This is a genomic window from Alteromonas sp. McT4-15 (genome assembly GCF_020515205.1).
Classification (GTDB): Bacteria; Pseudomonadota; Gammaproteobacteria; order Enterobacterales; family Alteromonadaceae; genus Alteromonas.
In genome coordinates this window covers 182,185-201,479 of the sequence record NZ_JAJALG010000001.1, presented here as the reverse complement: position 1 = coordinate 201,479, position 19,295 = coordinate 182,185, and the positions used below count along the sequence as shown (strand labels likewise).

Sequence of the window (19,295 nt, the reverse complement as noted above, 5' to 3'; positions counted from 1 at the left end):
ATTACTGACTATTCACGGGGATGAATGCAAACCGTCGACGCCGGATCCATTGCAGAAGCGTCAACGTCATAAATGAAAAGACAAGCATGATCAGCGACAGTGTGTGTGCAGCGCCATAATCCATACTTTCTACATGGTCATAAATTTGAATTGAAACAACTTGTGTTTCTCCCGGAATGTTGCCTCCAATCATCAAAATAACGCCAAATTCACCAACTGTATGGGCAAAGGTCAACACTATAGCGGTAAGGATACCGCTCTTAGATAACGGCAATACGATAGAAAAGAAGGCATCGATAGGTGAGGCTCTTAATGTAGAAGCGACTTCTAGTGTTCGACCGGGAATGGCCTCAAAAGCAGACACAAGGGGCTGTACTGTAAAGGGTAAAGAATAAATAATTGAGGCTATGACTAAGCCTGAAAATGTGAAAGGGAATAAACCAATACCCAATTGCGTAGTTATCTTTCCAACCGGTCCCTCTGGGCCTAACAGCAATAGCAAGTAAAATCCGAGTACCGTAGGCGGCAAGATAAGTGGCATTGCCACCAGGGCAGTTAACAGACTTGTGAGCTTGGAGTGAGACCTGGCCAACCACCAAGAAAACGGAATTCCGAAAAACAACAGGATAATGGTTACCGTACTCGCCAGCTTCAAGGTCAGAAGCAACGCTTGCATATCACCCGCCGACATCACTTATAACCTCCTGATTAGGTGTTTCAAACCCATATTCTGTAAGTATTTTTGCGACTTCTCCACTTTGCATTAAGGAATGAAATAGCCATGCTGAAGGGTTATCTCCGCCGCGTTGGGTGACAATAAAGCCTTGAATCAGCGGAGAATGGAGAGTCTCTGGTATCAATAAGTAGGAAGCTTTTGAGGAGTTCGATGCAGACTTGACCAGCGACAAGGCTACAATACCGGCGTCAACATGCCGATTAACAATAAATTGAGCAGTATGGGAAACGCTATCACCATAGATGATTTTTGAAGTCAGCTGAGTCCACAAACCAGCTTGTTGCAGTACCTCTTTGGCTCTCATGCCATAGGGAGCGTGTCGTGGATTAGCTATAGCGATTCGCTCAAAGTTAGCATGAAGCAAAGAAGTGAGTTGGCTATTGGACATATCGTTTTTATGACTCAGTAATACCAACCTGCCCTTTGCATAAGGGATAACAGCCGACGAAGAATACCCCAACGCATTTAACTGCTGTGGAAAACTAATGTCTGCTGAAAAATACAGGTCATAAGGTGCGCCATTGCGGATTTGCGTACGAAACTTGCCTGATGAGCCAAACGAAGTTCTAACTGCTACGCCTGGATTAGCTGATTCAAATAAACTGACGATGTCTGTCATTGCAAATTTAAGATCTGACGCTGCAGCGATTAACAGCTCATCAGCATTCACATTCGAATGAACAAACAGACTTATCAATAACAAGATTAGCTTTAAACGCATGATAGTCTAACCATGGTAAAACGATAAAAGGTGCGAGTACTCGCACCTTGATATCGCTTGTTTGCTTTGCCTAAGGATTGTAGAACTCGCCATCCTTACGTAAATAGAACCAGTAATTAATCAAGACGCAGACGCCGTAGAACACTGCAAACCCAATTAATGCAACTTCCGGAGTGGTCGCCTGGATTTGCTCACCAATAACTTTGGGAATATAAAAGGCACCGTATGCCGCTACAGCTGACGTCCAACCAAGGACTGGGCCCGCTTGTTCTTTAGGGAATACTTGCGCGATGGTTCTGAAGGTTGACCCATTGCCGATGCCTGTGGCTGCAAAGAGAATCAGAAACAACACAAAGAATGGTATAAAGAACTCTTCTGGTGTTGCAGATTGATAGGCTTCCTGCATGAAGTAAGCAGCACCAAGCGCGCTACCAATCATCACAATTGAGCATATTTGTGTGACTAACGCACCGCCGATTTTGTCAGAAATCCAGCCACCTAACGGACGAATAAGTGCACCAATGAATGGGCCCATCCAGGCGTACATCAAGGCACTTGGGCCGTTCGGGTTGATGGTATCATGAGTCATTACGCCATCGACCATAACATGGCTATAGCCAAAGATAACTTTAATTGCTAGCGGGAATGACGCGGCGAAACCGATAAATGAACCAAACGTCATGGTGTAAATTACGCTCATCACCCAGGTATGCTTGTTGTTAAAGATCTGATACTGACGAGTCAGACTCTCACCAATTGAACCAGGTAGCATTTTCAAGATGACCACTGTCGCGGTAACAACCAGTACTAGTACAACTTCTTTAGGTACACCGAATCCGGAACCGTTTGCGGCCTCAGGTAGCATTAACCACAGGCCAAAAGCAGCAACAACCAGACCAATGCCGAGCATGACGCTGATCAACGCGAAAGATGTCAAAGGGTTACCAATATCGGGGGAAACTTCTGGGGTACGAATATTATTCATACCAAACCATGAGAGGAAGAATAAGGGTACAAGTAACAACAACCAAACAAAGCCGGCGTTTGAAATATAGCTTTCTGTACCTGCAGGGATTTTGCCTATCAGCGTACCTGATGCATTGATTAGCGTCATTGGGTCGCCACTAAACGCGCCAAAGGCCGCGAATGTCATGAACAGTGGCACAACGATTTGCATCGTTGTAACACCAAAGTTACCCAAACCCGCGTTCATACCCAGTGCTAAACCTTGCTGTTTCTTCGGAAAGAAAAAGCTGATGTTAGACATCGATGACGCAAAGTTTCCGCCACCGAAACCAGACAATAATGCTAGTAGCTGAAATTGCCACAAGGGTGTGTCAGGATTTTGTAGCGCAAACCCCGTTCCCATAGCTGGTATCATCAAGAGTGCCGTTGTGAAAAAAATAGTATTTCTTCCACCGCATAATCGAATGAAGAAACTGCTAGGAATTCTCAATGTTGCACCGGTTAACCCAGCTATCGACATTAAGGTAAAGAGTTCAGCCTTCGCGAAAGGGAACCCCAGATTTAGCATTTGGACGGTAATAATGCCCCAGTAGAGCCATACAGCGAAACCCGCCAGCAAGCTAGGAATCGATATCCAAAGGTTGCGATTTGCTATTTTCTTTCCCTCTTTTTCCCAAAAATCGGGGTCTTCTGGATCCCACTTGTGCAGATCAGACATAACGCTTACTCCAACATAGAATGACATTTATATGATCACACTATGGTCGACACAGGCTACGCTAACAATCTGCTTCAGTAGGTATTCTGGCGAAGCATTGTGGTAATAAAACAGGTTCCTTCTAAAGCATTATGTGCTGAAAGTGGTAGGGCTATCTTGCTGTATTCCCTACATTTAAAGGGTTTCAAGGAATATGCCTTGCTACCTCTTAAGTGGTAGATCGATTACCTCAAGTAATTTCAGAGAAGTTTATCGATTCGTGTATAGTTAAATGAAAAGAATGACTAAGCGTTTGTAAGGAGGCACACATGTTCGAAGACAAACCCGCCACCATCATGATGGTCGACGACCATCCTTTATTGCGTAAAGGATTAAACCAACTCATCGAATTTGAAGATGATTTAGAAGTCATTGGTGAGGCGAGCTCAGGAAAAGAAGCCATTGAAATGGCGGTGCAATTGGAGCCTGACCTGATCACACTGGATTTGAACATGCAAGGGATGGATGGACTCGAGACGCTTAAACATCTTCGAGATAAAGGTGTTGACTCGCGCATAATCATGTTGACGGTATCTGACAATGATGAAGATGTTGTTGAAGCGGTGCGTTCAGGCGCCGATGGTTATCTGCTTAAAGACATGGATCCCGAAGACATTGTCGACAAACTGCGTGAAGCCGCGCTTGGCAAAATGGTGATGAGTGCAAAACTGACTGAAGTGTTGGCAACGGCATTAAGAAAACCTGAAAGAGCCGGAAGCCGTGCATTGGCCAGCCTGACCAGTCGAGAACTGGAGATCCTCAAACTCATCGCCAAAGGCATGAGTAATAAACTCATTGCTCGGGAATTGGATATTTCAGATGGCACAGTAAAAGTCCATGTGAAGCACTTTCTCAAAAAACTGAATCTACGCTCTCGCGTGGAGGCAGCGGTATGGATGGTTAACCATCAAAAAGGAGCTTAACGATGGAATGTGGTTGCGACGCAAAAGGCCTTATGCCGGTAGAACAAGCCAAACAGATCATCTGGGACACTATCACGCCGATTAACGATATAGAGCAATGCGACCTCGATTCAGCATTAGATAGAGTGCTGGCCGAAGACGTGGTTTCCCCTATCAACGTCCCAGGTTTCGATAATTCCGCAATGGATGGCTATGCAATTCGCCATCAGGATCTGTCGTCCGGGACGACTTTCAATCTGGTCGGAAAGAGCTTTGCCGGCACCCCATTTAACGGCGAGTTAGGCAAACATCAGTGCGTGCGAATTATGACCGGCGCGCAAATCCCAGATGGTGCAGACGCAGTGGTAATGCAAGAAAATACGGTTGCCAATAATAATGAAATCACGGTCACGCATAGTGTAAAGCTAGGTGAAGCAATTCGCATTGCAGGCAGTGACATCGCCAAAAAATCCATCGTACTGTCAAAAGGAAAGCGACTAAATGCAATAGATATTGGGCTTCTCGCGTCCATAGGTATTAGCAATGTACCAGTTCTCCGCAAACTCAAAGTGGCACTGTTTTCAACCGGTGATGAGTTACTACAGCCGGGAGATACGCCGCAACAAGGCAAAATCTTTGATAGCAATCGCCCCATGCTTCGCGCGATGCTACGGCGTCTTGGCGCTGAGGTTCTGGACTTAGGTGTGATTGAAGATGACCCGGACAAAATCCGTGATGCCTTTATCCAAGCTGATGCAAATGCAGATTGCGTAATCACTTCTGGCGGTGTATCAGTAGGTGAAGCTGACTATACGCGCGAAATCCTCGAGGAGATAGGTCAAGTAGACTTTTGGAAGCTGGCGATTAAACCTGGCAAACCACTCGCTTTCGGCAGATTGGATAACAGTTTGTTTTTTGGCCTCCCGGGTAATCCAGTATCAGCAGCAGTAACCTTTGACCAAATTGCCGCCCCCTCCTTATCACTTTTAGCCGGCTGTACACCAGAAGGAAAAATCGCTGTTAAAGCCATTGCGAAAAATAAGTTTAAAAAGAAACCGGGCCGAACTGACTATCAACGCGCAGTCTGTTACCGGGATGACAATGGTCAACTGATAGTCGACTCTGGAGGTTCACAAAGTTCAGGCGTACTGTCCTGTTTTACCACAAGCAATTGTTATGCAGTGCTGGAGAACAGTCGAGGAATGGTAGAGCCGGGAGAACCCGTGAAGGTGCAATGGTTTGATGCGGTATTGAGATAATAACACTATGCAAACACAGCTGTATCGATCGATATACATGCTCACAGGTTTATTGGCCTGTCTTTGCGGAATTGTCGGCATAGTATTGCCGTTAGTTCCAACTACGCCCTTTCTACTTTTATCTGCTTTTTGCTTTTCTAAAAGCTCGAACGCACTGCATCAGTGGCTACTATCGCAGCCAGCGCTTGGAAGAGTGATAAACGATTGGGAGCAGTCCGGTATGATTGCACTTAAAACTAAGGTCGTTGCTAGTGCTTGCATGATGGCAATGGTAGCTGCTGCGTTACTCATTGGCGAATATGCCTATTGGATGATGACTTTGGTACTCACCATATCTATTCTCGTTTTAACCTTTATATGGAGCAGACCCAGTCAGGTTTGACTTTATCTTATGTATGGTTATTTGATACTGGCTCACATTTTGGGAGCGACCGTATGGACAGGTGGCCATATTGTATTGTCTCTTGCTGTTTTACCCAGAGTGTTGAAAGAGAATTCTCCTGAGCGTTTGCTGGAATTTGAATCGGCGTTTGAGCGTATTGGTAAACCAGCAATGCTAGTCCAAATCATCACAGGTTTACTGTTGGCGCATCGACTATTGCCCGACGTTTATTTATGGCTGGATTGGAGTAATCCTGTCTCCAGAGTAGTAGGTATGAAGTTAATGTTACTCGCGTTAACTATTTTGCTTGCTGCTGACGCGAAACTCAGAGTCTTACCAAAATTATCTAATAAAAATTTATGGGATATGGCAGCCCATATTATTGCTGTTACCTTGCTTTCTGTTCTCTTCGTAATCGTCGGCGTATCTTTCAAGACAGGCTGGCTGTATTAGCCCAGCGATCCATTGCCTCCTGATCGGACGACCTACTGGTGACCCATTTCATGCCTTCTGAGGTACCTTCTTGTTTCCATAAAGGTGCACTGGTCTTAAGGTAATCAATAATGAACTCACACGCCTCAAATGCGTTTTTTCGATGCTTGGATGTCACGCCAACGAACACAATCTGCTCTTGTGGCCCAATTGTACCCACTCGATGGATGACTCTTATTTGCCCCAACTGCCAACGTTTTCGCGCTTCACTACAGATATGCATCAGCGATTTTTCGGTCATCCCAGGGTAATGCTCTATATGAATGCCTGACACGGCACCCTGGATATTGAAATCTCTGACCAACCCCGTAAAAGTGACTACGGCACCGTCGCCATCCGCCTCCTCCTTGAGCGCCTGGTATTGTTCACAATGATCAAAATCGCCACGCTGAACACTAATCATTGTTAACCTCCTGTCACCGGCGGGAAAAACGCTATTTCGTCGCCATCATTTACTTTTGCGTCTTTTCCACAAAGGGTTTGATTGACCGCACACAACACATCTCTTTCTTCAAGCAGTCGCCAGTTTTCTCCGCGTTCGATAAGCTCATGTGCAACATCGGCTACAGTGTTTTCACCGGCATATTCTAGATTCAAACACGATGTACCTATTCTTTCTCGAAGACTTGCGAAAAATTTAATCTGTATCATGCTGAACGCCTCCACAGTCCAGTTTTACCACCGCTTTTCTCAAGTACTTTCAAGCCATGAATAACCATTTCTGGGTCGACAGCTTTGCACATATCAAAAAGCGTCAGCGCAGCTACCGAGGCACCAGTAAGCGCCTCCATTTCAACGCCAGTGTTACCATTTAACTTGCATTGACAGGTTATCCTTATTTGCTTGGATAACTCGTCAGTTTCAAAATCTACGTCGACTTTACTAAGCAAAAGCGGATGACATAGCGGCACCAAATTGGCGCATTGTTTTGCAGCTTGTATGCCTGCCACTCTGGCGACACTAAAGACATCACCTTTGGCCAACTGATTTTGTATTATTTGCTCAAGCGCACTATCTGAAACACTGACGTAGGCTTCCGCTTTTGCTATGCGCGTCGATGCCGCTTTTTCGCTCACATCGACCATGTTTGCCTTGCCCTGATTATCAATATGGCTTAGCACGGAATCGGTTGACTGAGTCATACCGCTCTGCTCGCACATCGAAGTGCTTCATTGGTTTGCAAATGCGGCACGAAATTGCAAGGGCCATGGGCACCATTTAATTGCGCTTCAATGATACCAGTCCAAGCAGTCTTGCATGCATTGGTAGACCCAGGCAGGCAAAAGATGACCGTATTGTTTGCTAACCCAGATATAGCCCTTGATTGAATCGTTGACGTGCCTATTTCCTGGAACGACAAATATCGAAACAACTCACCAAATCCCTCAACTTCTTTGTCAAACAAGGGTTGTACTGCCTCGGGGGTAGAATCTCTCGAAGTGAATCCGGTACCGCCAGTGACGATTACGGCTTGTATCGCTGGATCCGCGATATAAGCTGAGACGCATGCTCGAATAAGATAAATGTCATCAATAACAATGTCTCGCTTAATCACCTGATGACCCGATTCAGTTGCATTCACAGCCAGATACTCGCCAGAGGTATCTGTGCTTCTATCACGCGTATCAGATACTGTTAGAACAGCAATACCAAGTGATTCAAATTGTTTGTTAGCATGTCCCATGACGAACCTCAGTTGGTGCAGAATTGTCAGACGTTTTGAAATGTTGCATTGCAAAACGCCATTGTTCTGGTGTGTTTGAATTGAAAAGGGGTGACTGCTGACGCAGTTGCAGCTTCATTAAAGGAAAATGCGTGCAAAAGCGGTCAACGGAAAAACTGTTTGTACACCGCAACGTGTAATCCAGGGTTTGGCGGGTCGTTTCGGTGTTACGTAGGTAAAGCGGCAAACTATGCTCACCAAATCTGACATTGCTTGAGAACTTTTCGCCGCTGTCCAACAAGCGCTGAATTGTGCAAACATCCATTAGCGGCAGATCAATCGGCAGTATCAATAGATTTTTGTCAGGAAAGCGCATGGCAGCGCTGTGAATGCCAGATAATGGCCCCTTACCTGGATACAGATCTGAAAAATGTCCAGCTTCGCCGTCATTACGACTGATAACAACTTTACTCACCGATGCTTCAAGTAACAGTTGGTAAGTTCTGGTTAACATGGTTGATTGCGAAATCGTTAGCAATGCCTTGTCTTGTCCCATGCGGCTAGACGCACCGCCAGCTAAAATAACGCCAATTGTGTTCATGTTAACCTCCTAGCATAGCCAGTTGCTTTGTTGCACCAGTGAACCCTTGATGCAGAAAATGCTGACTGTGTTTTTGTTGAAGATGAGAAACAATAGCCTGCTGAGCACCTGATACATCGCCGACCGACAAGAAAGAGCGGATACTGATCCCTTGCTCTGCAAACAGGCATAGATGCAGTTTGCCTTGTGCGGAAACACGCAAGCGATTGCATGACTCACAGAAATCTTCGCTATAAGGCATGATAAGGCCGATATTCCCCGCAAATTCGGGGTGCATGAATTCCTGTGCAGGCCCGGCATCTGTTTCTCTTATGATGCGCTGCCACCCTTGCTCAATGAGTCGATCCTTAATCGTTTGTCCGGCGACATGGTTTTTATCAAAAAAACCTTTGTTGTCACCGGTCTGCATAAGCTCAATGAATCGCCAGGTAACCTTGTGGGAACGTAAGTAGTCAAAAAATGCATCTAACTCTTTGTAATTGAACTGCTTGAGCATGACCGTGTTTAACTTAATACTGCTTACACCTAACTGAGCTGCCCGTTCGATACCCAGCAGTATTTCCTCCAGCTTTTGTTTGCCTGTGATCGCCGCAAACATTCGAGGATCTAAGCTGTCCGCACTGACATTTATCGCGTCAATACCAGCCTGCTTGTACCTTTCGATATCCTGATTGAGTTTGAAACCGTTGGTTGTCAGTGCGACTTTTTTAATGCCATCGACTTTCTTGCAGGTTTCGATGATTTCACACAAATCTTTGCGCAGTGCTGGTTCGCCACCAGTAATACGCACTTTGGTTGTACCCAAGCCGGCAAACACTTGCACCAAGGTTTGAATTTCTTTCACTGACAAACCACCTTTGGGTGTGTTGCAGTCGTTGCCATCAGGAAGACAGTAATTACAGCGGAAATTGCACAGCTCAGTTACTGAGAGTCTCAGGTAATTGAATCTTCTTCCGAATGAGTCTTGTAAGTTCATCTAACACCTTTCCAAATATCGAGCGTTAAAGCTCGTGGGCGGCAGGTTGATTTCTCTGGCTACCGGGCAACTTCTCAGTTGCGGCTCCAGTACCATAGTTGTTCGAACTTTAGGTATTAGAGCTCGGAGTTTTTGTTACCTTAAGTTTGGCGCAAAAGCGTGGTTATTGTTATTCCGCTGAAGGAATACTCACAAGGGGGTATAAAAAAGCCGACCCAGATTGAGTCGGCAACTAACGCGTGGATGACGCTAGAAAGTGAAAGCCATCATTGCCCACAATTTGTTGGTGTCAACCGCGAAATCATCGGCACTGTAGTTGGCATAGCGCAGTAAAAAGTTTGTATTTTTATATACAGGATAAGTGGCGTTGAAATTAAACTCATTGCCATAATCTACTGAACCTACATCTGATTCAAATTGGTGCCATACACCCAACAGTTTCAGCTTACCAATACTGCCGGACGCCTTGACGTAGAGATCGTTAATCCCCTGTCCAGGCGTGGCGAGAAACTTATCAGCGAACCCCTGAAATTTATGTAGAGTCGCCAAAGGCGTTGTGAATCCTTTGCCGTTATCGCTACCAAGTGACTCGTAACCTATACCCACGTTGACCGCTGATAATTTAGTGCTTAACTCCAATGCCAGGTAATCAGTGGAAAAGTCTGTTGGATTGTCACCGGTTTCATTTTGACGTGCATAAGCCGCGTGAATGTTGACAGCAGACACCTTGCCATCATAACTCACCCCGAGTGTGCGGGTTGCGATTGCATTGGCTGTATCAAAGTCTAGTTCATAGGCAAAGCCCGCTACTTTGTGATCAGCATTGATTTTATAAGTGACATTCAACAGATGTATGTTGCCACCTAAATCAGAATTGGGGCTATCTGTACCAAAAATCCGATTGACGTTGTGTATGTAGCTGTAGTCAACATTCAGGCCAGACTGATTATCATATCTTAGACGATAGCCATCGTAGGTCTGTTCATTTTGACGCCAACCAACGCCACCCACGAATCTTTCATCATTGTGATTGATACGCTGACGACCCGCAGTAAAATGCAATGACTCAGTTTTGAAACCGACATAGGCTTGGTTGAAATCGGATCCAATCGGGTCTGCAACCACAGGATAGTTGGTATTGCCATTGACGGTACTATTAAAGTTTTCGTTGCCCAAAGCGGTAACGTTATCGAACTCTAGCTGGGTGTAAAAGCCACCAAAATCGGCACTTTTGTAACTTAGTCGGGTAAGCAAGGTTGAAGCATTGGTCTCTTTGTCAATGTTATCCTGATCAACCCGCTCGTATCGATAACGCAGTTTAACGTTTGCGTCACCATCAGTAATAGCTTGTTGAAAGTCTGCGAAACCGGTTGCAACCGAAACATTTGGCATTAACAAACCTGCTGCACATATTGTAGCGATAGCCGTTGCTAATCGTGTTTTCATAGTATTCTCCTCACTAAATGCTGCTAGGAATACTACGCCCCAATGAAAATAAAACCATTAAAAATCATATAGATACCCACACTTACTCGACACTTGAAAATTGAGGTAGTCGGACTACCTCTTTTGGGGAATTGTTGACCTATGGCGGGGGTGGTAAAAAAGTATTCACTAAGCCAATGAGGGAATACTATTGAAAGATCTCACAACTGAGCAGGCTATGCGATACAGCCGCCACATTCTGCTGTCGGATTTCGATCTGGAGAGACAGGAAGCGTTGGTTAATTGCAGCGTATTAGTGATTGGCGTGGGCGGACTGGGTTGTGCTGCAAGCCAATATCTCACCGCAAGTGGAGTTGGGCATATAACGCTGGTCGATGACGATAAGGTAGAGCTCACCAACTTGCAGCGACAGGTGTTGCATACTGAGAAATCTGTGGGCGCTAACAAAGTTGATTCAGCACAACTGGCGCTTCAGCAAATCAATAGTGAAGTCAACATAACAACACTCTGTTTACGCCCATCGGAAAAGCAACTGGATGAGCTCATTGCCAAACAAGATGTTGTACTGGATTGTACTGACAATCTGGAAAGCCGGAACAGGATAAACCAAATATGCTACCGACAGTCTATCCCCTTAGTCTCAGGTGCTGCTATCCGCATGGAAGGCCAGATACTGTGTATTGACCCACGCCAGCAAAGCGCTTGCTATGCGTGCGTAAGCCATTTTTTTGGTGAACAAAATCTGTCGTGTGTCGAATCGGGCGTCATGTCACCACTCGTTGGAATTATAGGTGCAATGCAGGCCCTTGAAGCCATAAAGATAGTCACACAATATGGTAAACCACTTTGCAATCGACTGCATCTATATGACGCTATGCAAGCAACCTGGAGTGAGTTTAAGGTACCGCGACAGCAGGATTGCCAGGTTTGCGGTAGCAAAGCCAAACTTTAATCAACGACTTTTTAGCTCTGACCGGAAACAAACGCTAGTTAAGGTGCCGTCTGCATAACATCATTGTACTTTTTGAGGGCACAAAGCAATGCGCTGGGAAATGCACTTGTATCCAATTCATCCAGAAAGTTCTTAACCTGCAAGCCTAACTCCGTATTGCCAGTTACCAGCAGTTTGCGTTGAAAGAAAAGGGTGTCGGGATCCTGCTCTCTTACAGCAATACTGACTAAACTATCGATATCGCCACTAAAAGTAACGTCAGGTTCTTGTTCAATCTGCGTCTTTACCACGATTGACTGCTTCCTTAGTCCTGAATGTTCGACGTCTCGGACAGAAATGAAAAACTGATATGGAACGTCGCTAATAATTATTGCTAGCCAATGTCCTTCCAGAAAACGAAGTGATTCATCAGTTATTTGCTCCGATAACAAGTTTGACAATGTTGTCTGTGCCACCCATGACTGAAACGAGGATGGCAATCTAGTAAATGCCTTTGTTATGTCTTTTGGTAATGCTAGCACTTGGTGTTGCATTCGTTTTTTCGCGATGCAAATTAAAGGATTACTGCGTGCCTGTGAGTTTAACTTGTGCCACAACATATCTATAGGGGTGGTCTTATTCATTGGCAATATCCCATAAAATTGAGTAGTGATATTTGAATTTTGTTCATTAACTATCCAGCAACAGCTAGATCCCAGGCTTCTTTTGCACCTTGCTTGCCGTTTTTCATTTGTATGAATAAGTTCAGCATACTTATCTCTCGACTGAGTTTGTCTGAATTGGGGTCTACCGGTATTTCCAATAGTGTTATCCCACAATTTGATTCAACCGCGCTTTGTAAGTGAGTCCTCAATTCTCCTATTGTTCTGCACTGCAACCCTTTGCCGCCATAAGCTTTAACCAGTGTGAGCACATCAAATCCAGGGGTTGAACAATGGTACATTGTGCTTTCGCCACTTTTGCCAAGGTGGAAGATGTTGTTTCGCATATAAAGGATAACAACCGCAAGATGCTCTCGTTGAAAATGAATCAACTCATTTGATTGAAAATGAAAGCCACCATCACCGGTAATAACAACCGCAATATCGGACGAGTTAGAAGATTTCAAGGTCTTAGCCACAGCACGTGCATAGGGCAGACTGCTACCCATAGCACCATACCATGGATTAGTTAGCCAAGGCCGACAATGACTTGACCGCTTAGTCTCTAAACTGTAAGAAGCAAAATACGAATTACCAATTTCTGGCAGATAAATTAACGAAGCAGATAGCTGACTTTGCACATCATTGAGGGCATCTGCAAGATTATGGAAGTCGACGCTGTCATTATCGTCTAAAACCGGACGACGCTTTTCTTCCAGCAAAGTTTGAAAAACAGGGATATCGCTCACCAGTAATTGTTCAAAGACATGTAGCAAACCTTGTTGATTTTGAACGGTCCCTTTTACCATGGTTTTATTTTCAAATGATTGAATAACATGCGTGCCTGAACAAAAAGCATTATTCGTATCTTGACTCTGGATACTGGTATCGACTTCCAAGATGTAATCAACTTTCTGTTCAATGTAGTATCGCACGTGGTCAGGACTAAAGACGCCGTTATAGCTTCCTACGGACAGCGGATCAGACTCATCTAAAACACCTTTTGCCAGCCAGCTAGTTGCATAAGGAATATTGAATTTGTTCACAAAATTGCGCAGTTGCTCACATAATCTTGTGTTCAACTTGACATTCTCGCCAACGAACAGAAGTGGATGGCTTGACTGATTCAATTTTTCAACAATGTGTTCAGCGATATGCTGCGCACCATCTAACACATAGGTCTCATGATTTACGTCGCCAGGTGTTTGTGGCAGCTTTAATGCCTGGGTGGGTTCAAAGACTAAATCACGGGGTATCTCAATGAAAACAGGCTGTTTATTGGCATAGGCGTGAGCAACCAATTGAAAAAAACGTTCAGCCGCCATATTAGGCTGACCTTTCGATCTTGCGCCTTGCAATCTTTCGGCTCTCATACCTAATGCACGAAATGACTTCAAGGCACAATCATATTTCATCATCCATTCAGAGCTGGAGGCCACACTATGATGCAGCAGCGTGTCAGAAATTTCTTGCTCACCGGGTGCTCCGGAAATAAATACCACTGGCAGCTTCTCGGCCACTGCAAGGGCTGCTGGACTGGAACAAGGTAAACTACCCACGGTGAATGTTGTCAGCGTTGCACCTAATCCCGAAATTTGAGCTTGCGCACAAGCAGCATAGCCGGCGTGCATTTCGTTACTAGAAGGCGCAGTTTCAAGTTTTCCTTCAAAAGCGCTTATAATATTATCTGCAAAATCACCTCCTACCCCGAACACTGTCTTACATCCAAACAGCGTCAGGATGTCAGCCATGGCTTCACCAAGTAGAGGAAGACTATTAGCATATTCTGTACCCAGATTTTGCGCGCAGTGCGCACGCATATTCGCACCCAGCATAACTTGCTCCTGACCACTAGGCCTATTCAAATCAACCGGTTGATTATGTGCCTATGAGTGGCGTTTAACAAAAGCTTTTTGTTGGTACTCACAATGAACGACATCTACCTATTTGTTTCAATTGGCAAATGACACTGGTTTTTTAAAAATAGCGTTGGTTTTGTTTTTGTAAGTTGAAGGCGCTATGGAATTACTATGCCCTGCGGGTAACCTCTCTTCTTTTAAAATGGCGATCGATAATGGCGCAGATGCGGTCTACGTGGGTTTAAAGAATGATACGAATGCCAGGCACTTTGCGGGTCTTAATTTTACTGAAGAAAGACTGGAAGAAGCCGTCTCTTACGCACACGACAGATCAAAAAAGATACATATCGCTATTAATACCTATGCGCATGCTGAACAATGGGATAAGTGGAAATTCGCTGTCGATGCCGCCGCAGCGCTCAATATTGATGCCCTGATAGTTGCCGACATGTCAGTACTTAGTTATGCAGCTGAGCGTTACCCAGATTTAGAGTTGCATTTATCCGTGCAGGCATCTGCAACCAATGCAGGTGCTATCGAATACTACCAAGAGTGCTTCAATGTGAAGCGAATCGTCCTCCCGCGCGTACTGTCAATTCATCAGGTAAAGCAGTTAGCGAGAAGTACCAATATTGAACTGGAGGTCTTTGCATTTGGTAGTCTATGCATCATGGCCGAAGGACGCTGCCACCTTTCTTCGTATCTAACCGGTGAGTCACCCAATATGAATGGTGTGTGTTCACCAGCAAGTCATGTTCAGTGGCAGGAGTCGGATGGTCGTTTAACATCCAGATTGAACAATGTCTTAATTGATTCCTATCAACCACATGAGCAAGCAGGTTATCCAACTCTCTGCAAGGGGCGTTTTCAGGTAGATAGCAATACTAAAGCGTTTCATGCACTGGAAGAACCTACTAGCCTAAATACGCTGAGTCTGCTACCTGAATTGTTTAAAATTGGCGTGACCGCCTTAAAAATTGAAGGTAGGCAACGAAGTAGTGCCTACGTAAAACAGGTAACTAGAGTTTGGCGCGATGCTATTGACCGCTGCAGTAGCAACATGCATGTAAACGAACTACATGATTGGGAAAAACGTCTAAAATCCTTATCCGAGGGAAGTTGCACTACTTTGGGTGCCTACCACAAGTCGTGGCAATAGCAACCATGCCAATCCTTTTGATTATTTGATTTTGTAGGAAAACCATATGCAATACTCTCTCGGCCCAATTCTGTACTTTTGGCCTAAAGCACAGGTTGAGCAGTTTTATGACAAAGCCGCCCAGAGTGAAGCCCAAATTATCTATTTGGGAGAGACTGTTTGTTCGAAGCGGCGTCAACTCAAGATGGCTGATTACATCGCTATTGCGAAGGCGCTTGCCGATAAAGGTAAGGAGGTCATACTCTCAACTATGACCTTGTTGGAAGCACCTTCGGAATTGGCTCAGGTGCGTAAATATTGTGAAAACGGTGAATTCCTCGTTGAAGCAAATGACATGGCCGCCGTGAATTATTTACGAAAATTAAAGGTGCCGTTTGTCGCAGGCCCAGCGCTCAACATTTATAACCACAAAACGCTGGATATATTGTTAAAGCAGGGAATGAAACGCTGGTGCATGCCTGTCGAACTCTCGAAGGATAAGCTGTCCGAAATCCTTTCAGAATGTGATGCCTTAGGTATTAAAGATAGATTTGAAGTTGAAGTATTCAGCTATGGTCATTTACCACTGGCATATTCTGCTCGTTGCTTTACTGCTCGCTCGGAAAACCGTGCAAAAGACGATTGTGAGCTGTGCTGCCTGAATTACCCGCGTGGTCGCGTTGCATCGAGTCAGGAAGGGCAAACACTTTTCGTACTGAACGGTATTCAGACGATGTCAGGGTATCGTTATAATCTAATCAATGACCTCAAGACAATGGAAGGGTTAGTGGATATTGTTCGAATCAGTCCTGAGGCTGCCAGTACATTTGAAGTTTTGACAAATTTTGTGCAGCATTCCAATTCGATATCTCTTTCCGCAGATGAAACTAACGGTTACTGGCATCAGATTGCAGGATTAACGCCTTTAAGTGCAAATCAAACGTACTCTCGCGTTATGTCCTGAGTGATATGATTACTGTGCACTACCCATGGCAAGATTTTTATATCAATTTAGGTTATTTAGCGCAGTGGAACAGTATTGGCACTCAATCAATTTAACTGCCCACAGGGACTGCAACGTCTGGGGCGCAATGGTAATGTAAATTTAGCTTCATCTCCACGATGAGTGGGAATAGTGCAACATTTATAGCATGACTGAGGTAGTAAAATGGCGCGTCCACAGTTTGACTGGCAAGATCCGTTTCAATTCTCCCAACTGTTAACCGAAGAAGAGCGGCTGATCCGTGATACCGCCCACCAGTATTGTCAGGAACGCTTACAACCCCGAGTGTTAATGGCCAACCGCGAAGAACATTTTCACCGTGAAATTATGAATGAGCTGGGTAAACTGGGCTTGCTTGGCGCGACCTTACCGGAAAAATATGGCTGCTCAGCCGCTAACTACATCAGCTATGGCCTGGTCGCGCGCGAAGTGGAGCGGGTGGACAGCGGTTATCGCAGCGCAATGAGTGTGCAATCCTCGCTGGTGATGCATCCGATCCATGAATACGGTACCGAAGCACAGCGCATGAAATACCTGCCCAGGCTGGCGACCGGTGAGTGGGTAGGCTGCTTTGGTTTAACCGAACCGGATGCCGGCTCAGATCCGGCCAGTATGCGCACTAGCGCCAAACTGATTGACGGCGGTTATTTGCTCAACGGCAGCAAGACGTGGATCACCAATAGCCCGATCGCCGATGTGTTTGTGGTATGGGCTAAACTGGACGGTGAAATTCGCGGTTTTGTGCTGGAAAAAGGCATGGCCGGTTTGTCGGCACCAAAAATTGAAGGCAAGTTCTCACTGCGCGCCTCCATTACCGGTGAAATTGTGATGGATAATGTCGCCGTGCCGGAAGACGCTTTGTTACCCAATGTCAGTGGCATGAAAGGCCCCTTTGGCTGCCTGAATAAAGCCCGTTACGGCATTGCCTGGGGGGCGCTGGGTGCGGCGGAATTCTGCTGGCATGCGGCGCGGCAATATACGCTGGATCGGATACAGTTTGGTCGGCCGCTAGCGCAAACCCAATTAGTACAAAAGAAACTGGCCGATATGCAAACCGAGATTAGCATTGGCTTACTGGCCTGCTTACAGGCTGGCCGCTTAATGGATGCTGGTTTGCTGCCACCCGAAACCATTTCGCTGATTAAACGTAATTCCTGTGGTAAGGCATTGGAGATTGCCCGCATCGCCCGCGATATGCACGGCGGTAATGGTATTACCGATGAATACCATGTTATTCGCCATGTGATGAACCTCGAAGCGGTGAATACCTACGAAGGTACCCATGATGTGCATGCGTTGATCCTGGGCCGTGCCCAGACCTGCTTGCAAGCCTTTAGCTAAGCCGTAGGCCAGCATGACCGAAGCCTTGCCCCCCCTGGTTGCAAGGGTTTTTGGCGCGCATCGAACAAGGCGCCTTACCGACACCACACTGGCCGGACAGCCTTAGCGATAGCAATTTATACCGGTTGTGGCACAGTCAGCTTTGTAGCTGGCTGCTGATGGTAGTGATTTAGCCGAAACACTGCGCGTCGCCAAGGCAGCTGCGCACTATGTCCGCAGCAAACGCGCACCGGCAGTCGTGACATCTTATCGCAGGCTGCGCTGTTACAAAGTGTTCAGCAGTTGGCGGCGCAAATTGTCCGCGTTCCTGTCTTACCCAGTATCAGACCCAAACTGACCAGCATAACCTAGGCAAAGGCCAGCATTTAGCCAAGCTGTTAAACTGGGCGCTGCACGATCTCTTTGCGCAATATCTACAAACCCTGATATTGGGCGAGGATGTCGGTAAAAAAACGGCGTTTATGGCGTATCGCAGCATTTGGTCTATGCTTTTGGCGCCAACAGAGTGATTAATATACCTTGCTCGATGAGCAAAGTATTCTCGGTCTGGCGCAGCAGGTAGCATCTCCCTTTGCGCTCAGTATGGGACTGTTACAGCAGCGAAGTTCAGTGGTATAAATTAAAATGAGCTGCCAAAGGATTTGGCAGCTCAATGCTAGGAGTTCAATTTCTGAGGTCTACATAAACAAGTTCGATTATTACTGACAGCTTCCGCAACAGTTCTGTTCGCCGTGTCCCGGTTTAGTTGGTTCAACAAATAAAATTTCGTTTTCCAGTAGAATATGTTGCATTAAATCTTCTTTTAACTCTTTTAAACCTAAATACAATGCTGTCCAGGTGTTACAAGCGCCAAGTGGAAGCTGTTGCTCGAAACTTAGCTCATCCAGCTTTTTAAGGGCATCACCATGTTCTTGATGTTCTTCCAGCATTACGCTGATAGGGCCATAGGGATATATGCCTTGTCTTAACATCGGGAATAGAATTTGCTCTTCTTTTAACATATGGCTTTCCAGCTCTTGCTGCATATCATGTAAATGAGCCGCTAAACCGTGTGGGCAATCTGGGCTATCGCCATGTACAGTTTCAACCCGCTTAGCTAAGCGGATAAGCTCGGGCAGTTGCTGACGATGCTTCTGGTGAAAATTCACTAAAATATAATCAATTAGCTTAGGTGCTGGTTCAGCGTGCCAATTAATAGCGGGATCTTTTTGGTGTTGTAAATTCTCTAAAGCCTGTAACACTTCTTGTTGGTTTAAGCCGCGTTTGGCGATAGCCTCACCAAGACTTTGTTGCCCGCCACAGCAAAAGTCCAGTTTAAACTGATGAAAGACGGCGGTTGCACCAGCGATACGCGTAGCGAGTTGACCCAGGGGTTGCGTGAGTAACATAGTAATTCTCCAATAAACAAAGACTCATTCTCGTGAGTGCATGGACAATGCCAGAACTACCACCTTTGATTT

At 45.6% G+C, this 19,295-nt stretch carries 21 protein-coding genes and 1 riboswitch; of the genes, 8 read left to right on the top strand and 13 right to left on the bottom strand.

The window, feature by feature from the left end; translation table 11 throughout:
• Position 1: 1 nt before the first annotated feature.
• From modB to LHL20_RS00890, 3 genes are all read right to left on the bottom strand, one after another.
• A complete protein-coding gene (gene modB, locus LHL20_RS00900; protein WP_226431878.1) occupies positions 2 to 691 on the bottom strand; it encodes a molybdate ABC transporter permease subunit in 690 nt (229 codons plus the stop codon).
• Positions 678 to 1,457, bottom strand: a complete 780-nt coding sequence (gene modA / locus LHL20_RS00895; protein ID WP_226431877.1) for a molybdate ABC transporter substrate-binding protein — start codon at positions 1,455 to 1,457, stop codon at positions 678 to 680. The genes modB and modA overlap by 14 nt, the downstream gene beginning before the upstream one ends.
• A gap of 70 nt (positions 1,458 to 1,527) precedes the next feature.
• Positions 1,528 to 3,141, bottom strand: coding sequence for an MFS transporter (locus LHL20_RS00890; protein WP_226431876.1), 1,614 nt, complete (start codon positions 3,139 to 3,141; stop codon positions 1,528 to 1,530).
• Positions 3,142 to 3,449: 308 nt separating this feature from the next.
• Between LHL20_RS00890 and narL the strand changes: the two genes are divergently transcribed.
• Genes narL through LHL20_RS00870 form a run of 4 tightly spaced genes read left to right on the top strand, consistent with a single transcriptional unit; the run spans position 3,450 to position 6,176 of the window.
• Positions 3,450 to 4,103, top strand: a complete 654-nt coding sequence (narL, locus tag LHL20_RS00885) for a two-component system response regulator NarL (RefSeq protein WP_012520023.1) — start codon at positions 3,450 to 3,452, stop codon at positions 4,101 to 4,103.
• Positions 4,104 to 4,105: 2 nt separating this feature from the next.
• Positions 4,106 to 5,341: a molybdopterin molybdotransferase MoeA gene (moeA, locus tag LHL20_RS00880; RefSeq protein ID WP_226431875.1), complete on the top strand. Its 1,236-nt coding sequence runs from the start codon at positions 4,106 to 4,108 to the stop codon at positions 5,339 to 5,341.
• Positions 5,342 to 5,348: 7 nt separating this feature from the next.
• Entirely contained in the window at positions 5,349 to 5,723 is a 375-nt protein-coding gene (locus LHL20_RS00875) for a YbaN family protein (RefSeq protein ID WP_020746787.1), read from the top strand.
• A gap of 39 nt (positions 5,724 to 5,762) precedes the next feature.
• On the top strand, positions 5,763 to 6,176 hold the full coding sequence (locus LHL20_RS00870; RefSeq protein WP_226431874.1) for a copper resistance protein CopD: 414 nt from the start codon (positions 5,763 to 5,765) through the stop codon (positions 6,174 to 6,176).
• Here the strand turns inward: LHL20_RS00870 and moaE are convergent.
• The 7 genes from moaE to LHL20_RS00835 form a co-directional block, all read right to left on the bottom strand.
• Complete coding sequence (gene moaE, locus LHL20_RS00865; protein WP_020746788.1) at positions 6,154 to 6,618, bottom strand: molybdopterin synthase catalytic subunit MoaE; 465 nt, start codon at positions 6,616 to 6,618, stop codon at positions 6,154 to 6,156. The two genes, LHL20_RS00870 and moaE, sit on opposite strands and share 23 nt — an antisense overlap.
• Before the next feature lie 2 nt (positions 6,619 to 6,620).
• Positions 6,621 to 6,866, bottom strand: a complete 246-nt coding sequence (moaD, locus tag LHL20_RS00860; RefSeq protein ID WP_226431873.1) for a molybdopterin converting factor subunit 1 — start codon at positions 6,864 to 6,866, stop codon at positions 6,621 to 6,623.
• Positions 6,863 to 7,336 (bottom strand): cyclic pyranopterin monophosphate synthase MoaC, encoded by a 474-nt coding sequence (gene moaC / locus LHL20_RS00855; protein ID WP_226432019.1) that lies wholly within the window; start codon positions 7,334 to 7,336, stop codon positions 6,863 to 6,865. The genes moaD and moaC overlap by 4 nt, the downstream gene beginning before the upstream one ends.
• Positions 7,337 to 7,353: 17 nt before the next feature.
• Entirely contained in the window at positions 7,354 to 7,899 is a 546-nt protein-coding gene (moaB, locus tag LHL20_RS00850; RefSeq protein ID WP_012520030.1) for a molybdenum cofactor biosynthesis protein B, read from the bottom strand.
• On the bottom strand, positions 7,886 to 8,479 hold the full coding sequence (locus tag LHL20_RS00845; protein WP_020746792.1) for an NTP transferase domain-containing protein: 594 nt from the start codon (positions 8,477 to 8,479) through the stop codon (positions 7,886 to 7,888). Before LHL20_RS00845 ends, moaB begins: the two co-directional genes overlap by 14 nt.
• Position 8,480: 1 nt before the next feature.
• Positions 8,481 to 9,455, bottom strand: coding sequence for a GTP 3',8-cyclase MoaA (gene moaA, locus LHL20_RS00840; RefSeq protein WP_023559974.1), 975 nt, complete (start codon positions 9,453 to 9,455; stop codon positions 8,481 to 8,483).
• Positions 9,444 to 9,596, bottom strand: a riboswitch (molybdenum cofactor riboswitch). Its footprint overlaps the gene before it by 12 nt.
• Positions 9,597 to 9,704: 108 nt before the next feature.
• Positions 9,705 to 10,901: an alginate export family protein gene (locus tag LHL20_RS00835; RefSeq protein WP_226431872.1), complete on the bottom strand. Its 1,197-nt coding sequence runs from the start codon at positions 10,899 to 10,901 to the stop codon at positions 9,705 to 9,707.
• Between the two features lie 190 nt (positions 10,902 to 11,091).
• On the opposite strand from LHL20_RS00835, the gene moeB reads away from it, so the two are divergent.
• A complete protein-coding gene (gene moeB / locus LHL20_RS00830; RefSeq protein ID WP_226431871.1) occupies positions 11,092 to 11,853 on the top strand; it encodes a molybdopterin-synthase adenylyltransferase MoeB in 762 nt (253 codons plus the stop codon).
• Positions 11,854 to 11,891: 38 nt separating this feature from the next.
• Here the strand turns inward: moeB and ubiT are convergent, their stop codons facing one another.
• Both ubiT and LHL20_RS00820 read right to left on the bottom strand, forming a co-directional pair.
• Positions 11,892 to 12,476 (bottom strand): ubiquinone anaerobic biosynthesis accessory factor UbiT, encoded by a 585-nt coding sequence (gene ubiT, locus LHL20_RS00825; RefSeq protein WP_226431870.1) that lies wholly within the window; start codon positions 12,474 to 12,476, stop codon positions 11,892 to 11,894.
• Between the two features lie 50 nt (positions 12,477 to 12,526).
• Positions 12,527 to 14,329 carry a thiamine pyrophosphate-dependent enzyme gene (locus LHL20_RS00820; RefSeq protein WP_226431869.1) on the bottom strand — a complete coding sequence of 601 codons (1,803 nt, stop codon included), beginning with the start codon at positions 14,327 to 14,329 and terminating at the stop codon, positions 12,527 to 12,529.
• Between the two features lie 184 nt (positions 14,330 to 14,513).
• Between LHL20_RS00820 and ubiU the strand changes: the two genes are divergently transcribed.
• The 3 genes from ubiU to LHL20_RS00805 all read left to right on the top strand — a co-directional run bounded on the left by ubiU (position 14,514) and on the right by LHL20_RS00805 (position 17,835).
• Positions 14,514 to 15,512, top strand: coding sequence for a ubiquinone anaerobic biosynthesis protein UbiU (ubiU, locus tag LHL20_RS00815; protein WP_226431868.1), 999 nt, complete (start codon positions 14,514 to 14,516; stop codon positions 15,510 to 15,512).
• Between the two features lie 46 nt (positions 15,513 to 15,558).
• A complete protein-coding gene (locus LHL20_RS00810; RefSeq protein ID WP_226431867.1) occupies positions 15,559 to 16,455 on the top strand; it encodes a U32 family peptidase in 897 nt (298 codons plus the stop codon).
• Between the two features lie 204 nt (positions 16,456 to 16,659).
• A complete protein-coding gene (locus tag LHL20_RS00805; protein WP_226431866.1) occupies positions 16,660 to 17,835 on the top strand; it encodes an acyl-CoA dehydrogenase in 1,176 nt (391 codons plus the stop codon).
• Positions 17,836 to 18,533: 698 nt separating this feature from the next.
• Here LHL20_RS00805 and ytfE read toward each other — a convergent pair.
• Positions 18,534 to 19,223 (bottom strand): iron-sulfur cluster repair protein YtfE, encoded by a 690-nt coding sequence (ytfE, locus tag LHL20_RS00800; RefSeq protein ID WP_020746800.1) that lies wholly within the window; start codon positions 19,221 to 19,223, stop codon positions 18,534 to 18,536.
• Positions 19,224 to 19,295 lie beyond the last annotated feature (72 nt).

Excerpts from the sequence above, each read along its gene's own strand:
- modA (WP_226431877.1), bottom strand. The coding sequence starts at position 1,457 with ATGCGTTTAAAGCTAATCTTGTTATTGATAAGTCTGTTTGTTCATTCG.
- moaD (WP_226431873.1), bottom strand. The coding sequence starts at position 6,866 with ATGATACAGATTAAATTTTTCGCAAGTCTTCGAGAAAGAATAGGTACA.
- ubiU (WP_226431868.1), top strand. The coding sequence starts at position 14,514 with ATGGAATTACTATGCCCTGCGGGTAACCTCTCTTCTTTTAAAATGGCG.
- narL (WP_012520023.1), top strand. The coding sequence starts at position 3,450 with ATGTTCGAAGACAAACCCGCCACCATCATGATGGTCGACGACCATCCT.
- moaE (WP_020746788.1), bottom strand. The coding sequence starts at position 6,618 with ATGATTAGTGTTCAGCGTGGCGATTTTGATCATTGTGAACAATACCAG.
- moeA (WP_226431875.1), top strand. The coding sequence starts at position 4,106 with ATGGAATGTGGTTGCGACGCAAAAGGCCTTATGCCGGTAGAACAAGCC.
- ubiT (WP_226431870.1), bottom strand. The coding sequence starts at position 12,476 with ATGAATAAGACCACCCCTATAGATATGTTGTGGCACAAGTTAAACTCA.
- ytfE (WP_020746800.1), bottom strand. The coding sequence starts at position 19,223 with ATGTTACTCACGCAACCCCTGGGTCAACTCGCTACGCGTATCGCTGGT.
- modB (WP_226431878.1), bottom strand. The coding sequence starts at position 691 with ATGTCGGCGGGTGATATGCAAGCGTTGCTTCTGACCTTGAAGCTGGCG.
- LHL20_RS00845 (WP_020746792.1), bottom strand. The coding sequence starts at position 8,479 with ATGAACACAATTGGCGTTATTTTAGCTGGCGGTGCGTCTAGCCGCATG.
- LHL20_RS00890 (WP_226431876.1), bottom strand. The coding sequence starts at position 3,141 with ATGTCTGATCTGCACAAGTGGGATCCAGAAGACCCCGATTTTTGGGAA.
- moaA (WP_023559974.1), bottom strand. The coding sequence starts at position 9,455 with ATGAACTTACAAGACTCATTCGGAAGAAGATTCAATTACCTGAGACTC.
- LHL20_RS00810 (WP_226431867.1), top strand. The coding sequence starts at position 15,559 with ATGCAATACTCTCTCGGCCCAATTCTGTACTTTTGGCCTAAAGCACAG.
- LHL20_RS00805 (WP_226431866.1), top strand. The coding sequence starts at position 16,660 with ATGGCGCGTCCACAGTTTGACTGGCAAGATCCGTTTCAATTCTCCCAA.
- LHL20_RS00875 (WP_020746787.1), top strand. The coding sequence starts at position 5,349 with ATGCAAACACAGCTGTATCGATCGATATACATGCTCACAGGTTTATTG.
- moaB (WP_012520030.1), bottom strand. The coding sequence starts at position 7,899 with ATGGGACATGCTAACAAACAATTTGAATCACTTGGTATTGCTGTTCTA.
- LHL20_RS00835 (WP_226431872.1), bottom strand. The coding sequence starts at position 10,901 with ATGAAAACACGATTAGCAACGGCTATCGCTACAATATGTGCAGCAGGT.
- LHL20_RS00820 (WP_226431869.1), bottom strand. The coding sequence starts at position 14,329 with ATGCTGGGTGCGAATATGCGTGCGCACTGCGCGCAAAATCTGGGTACA.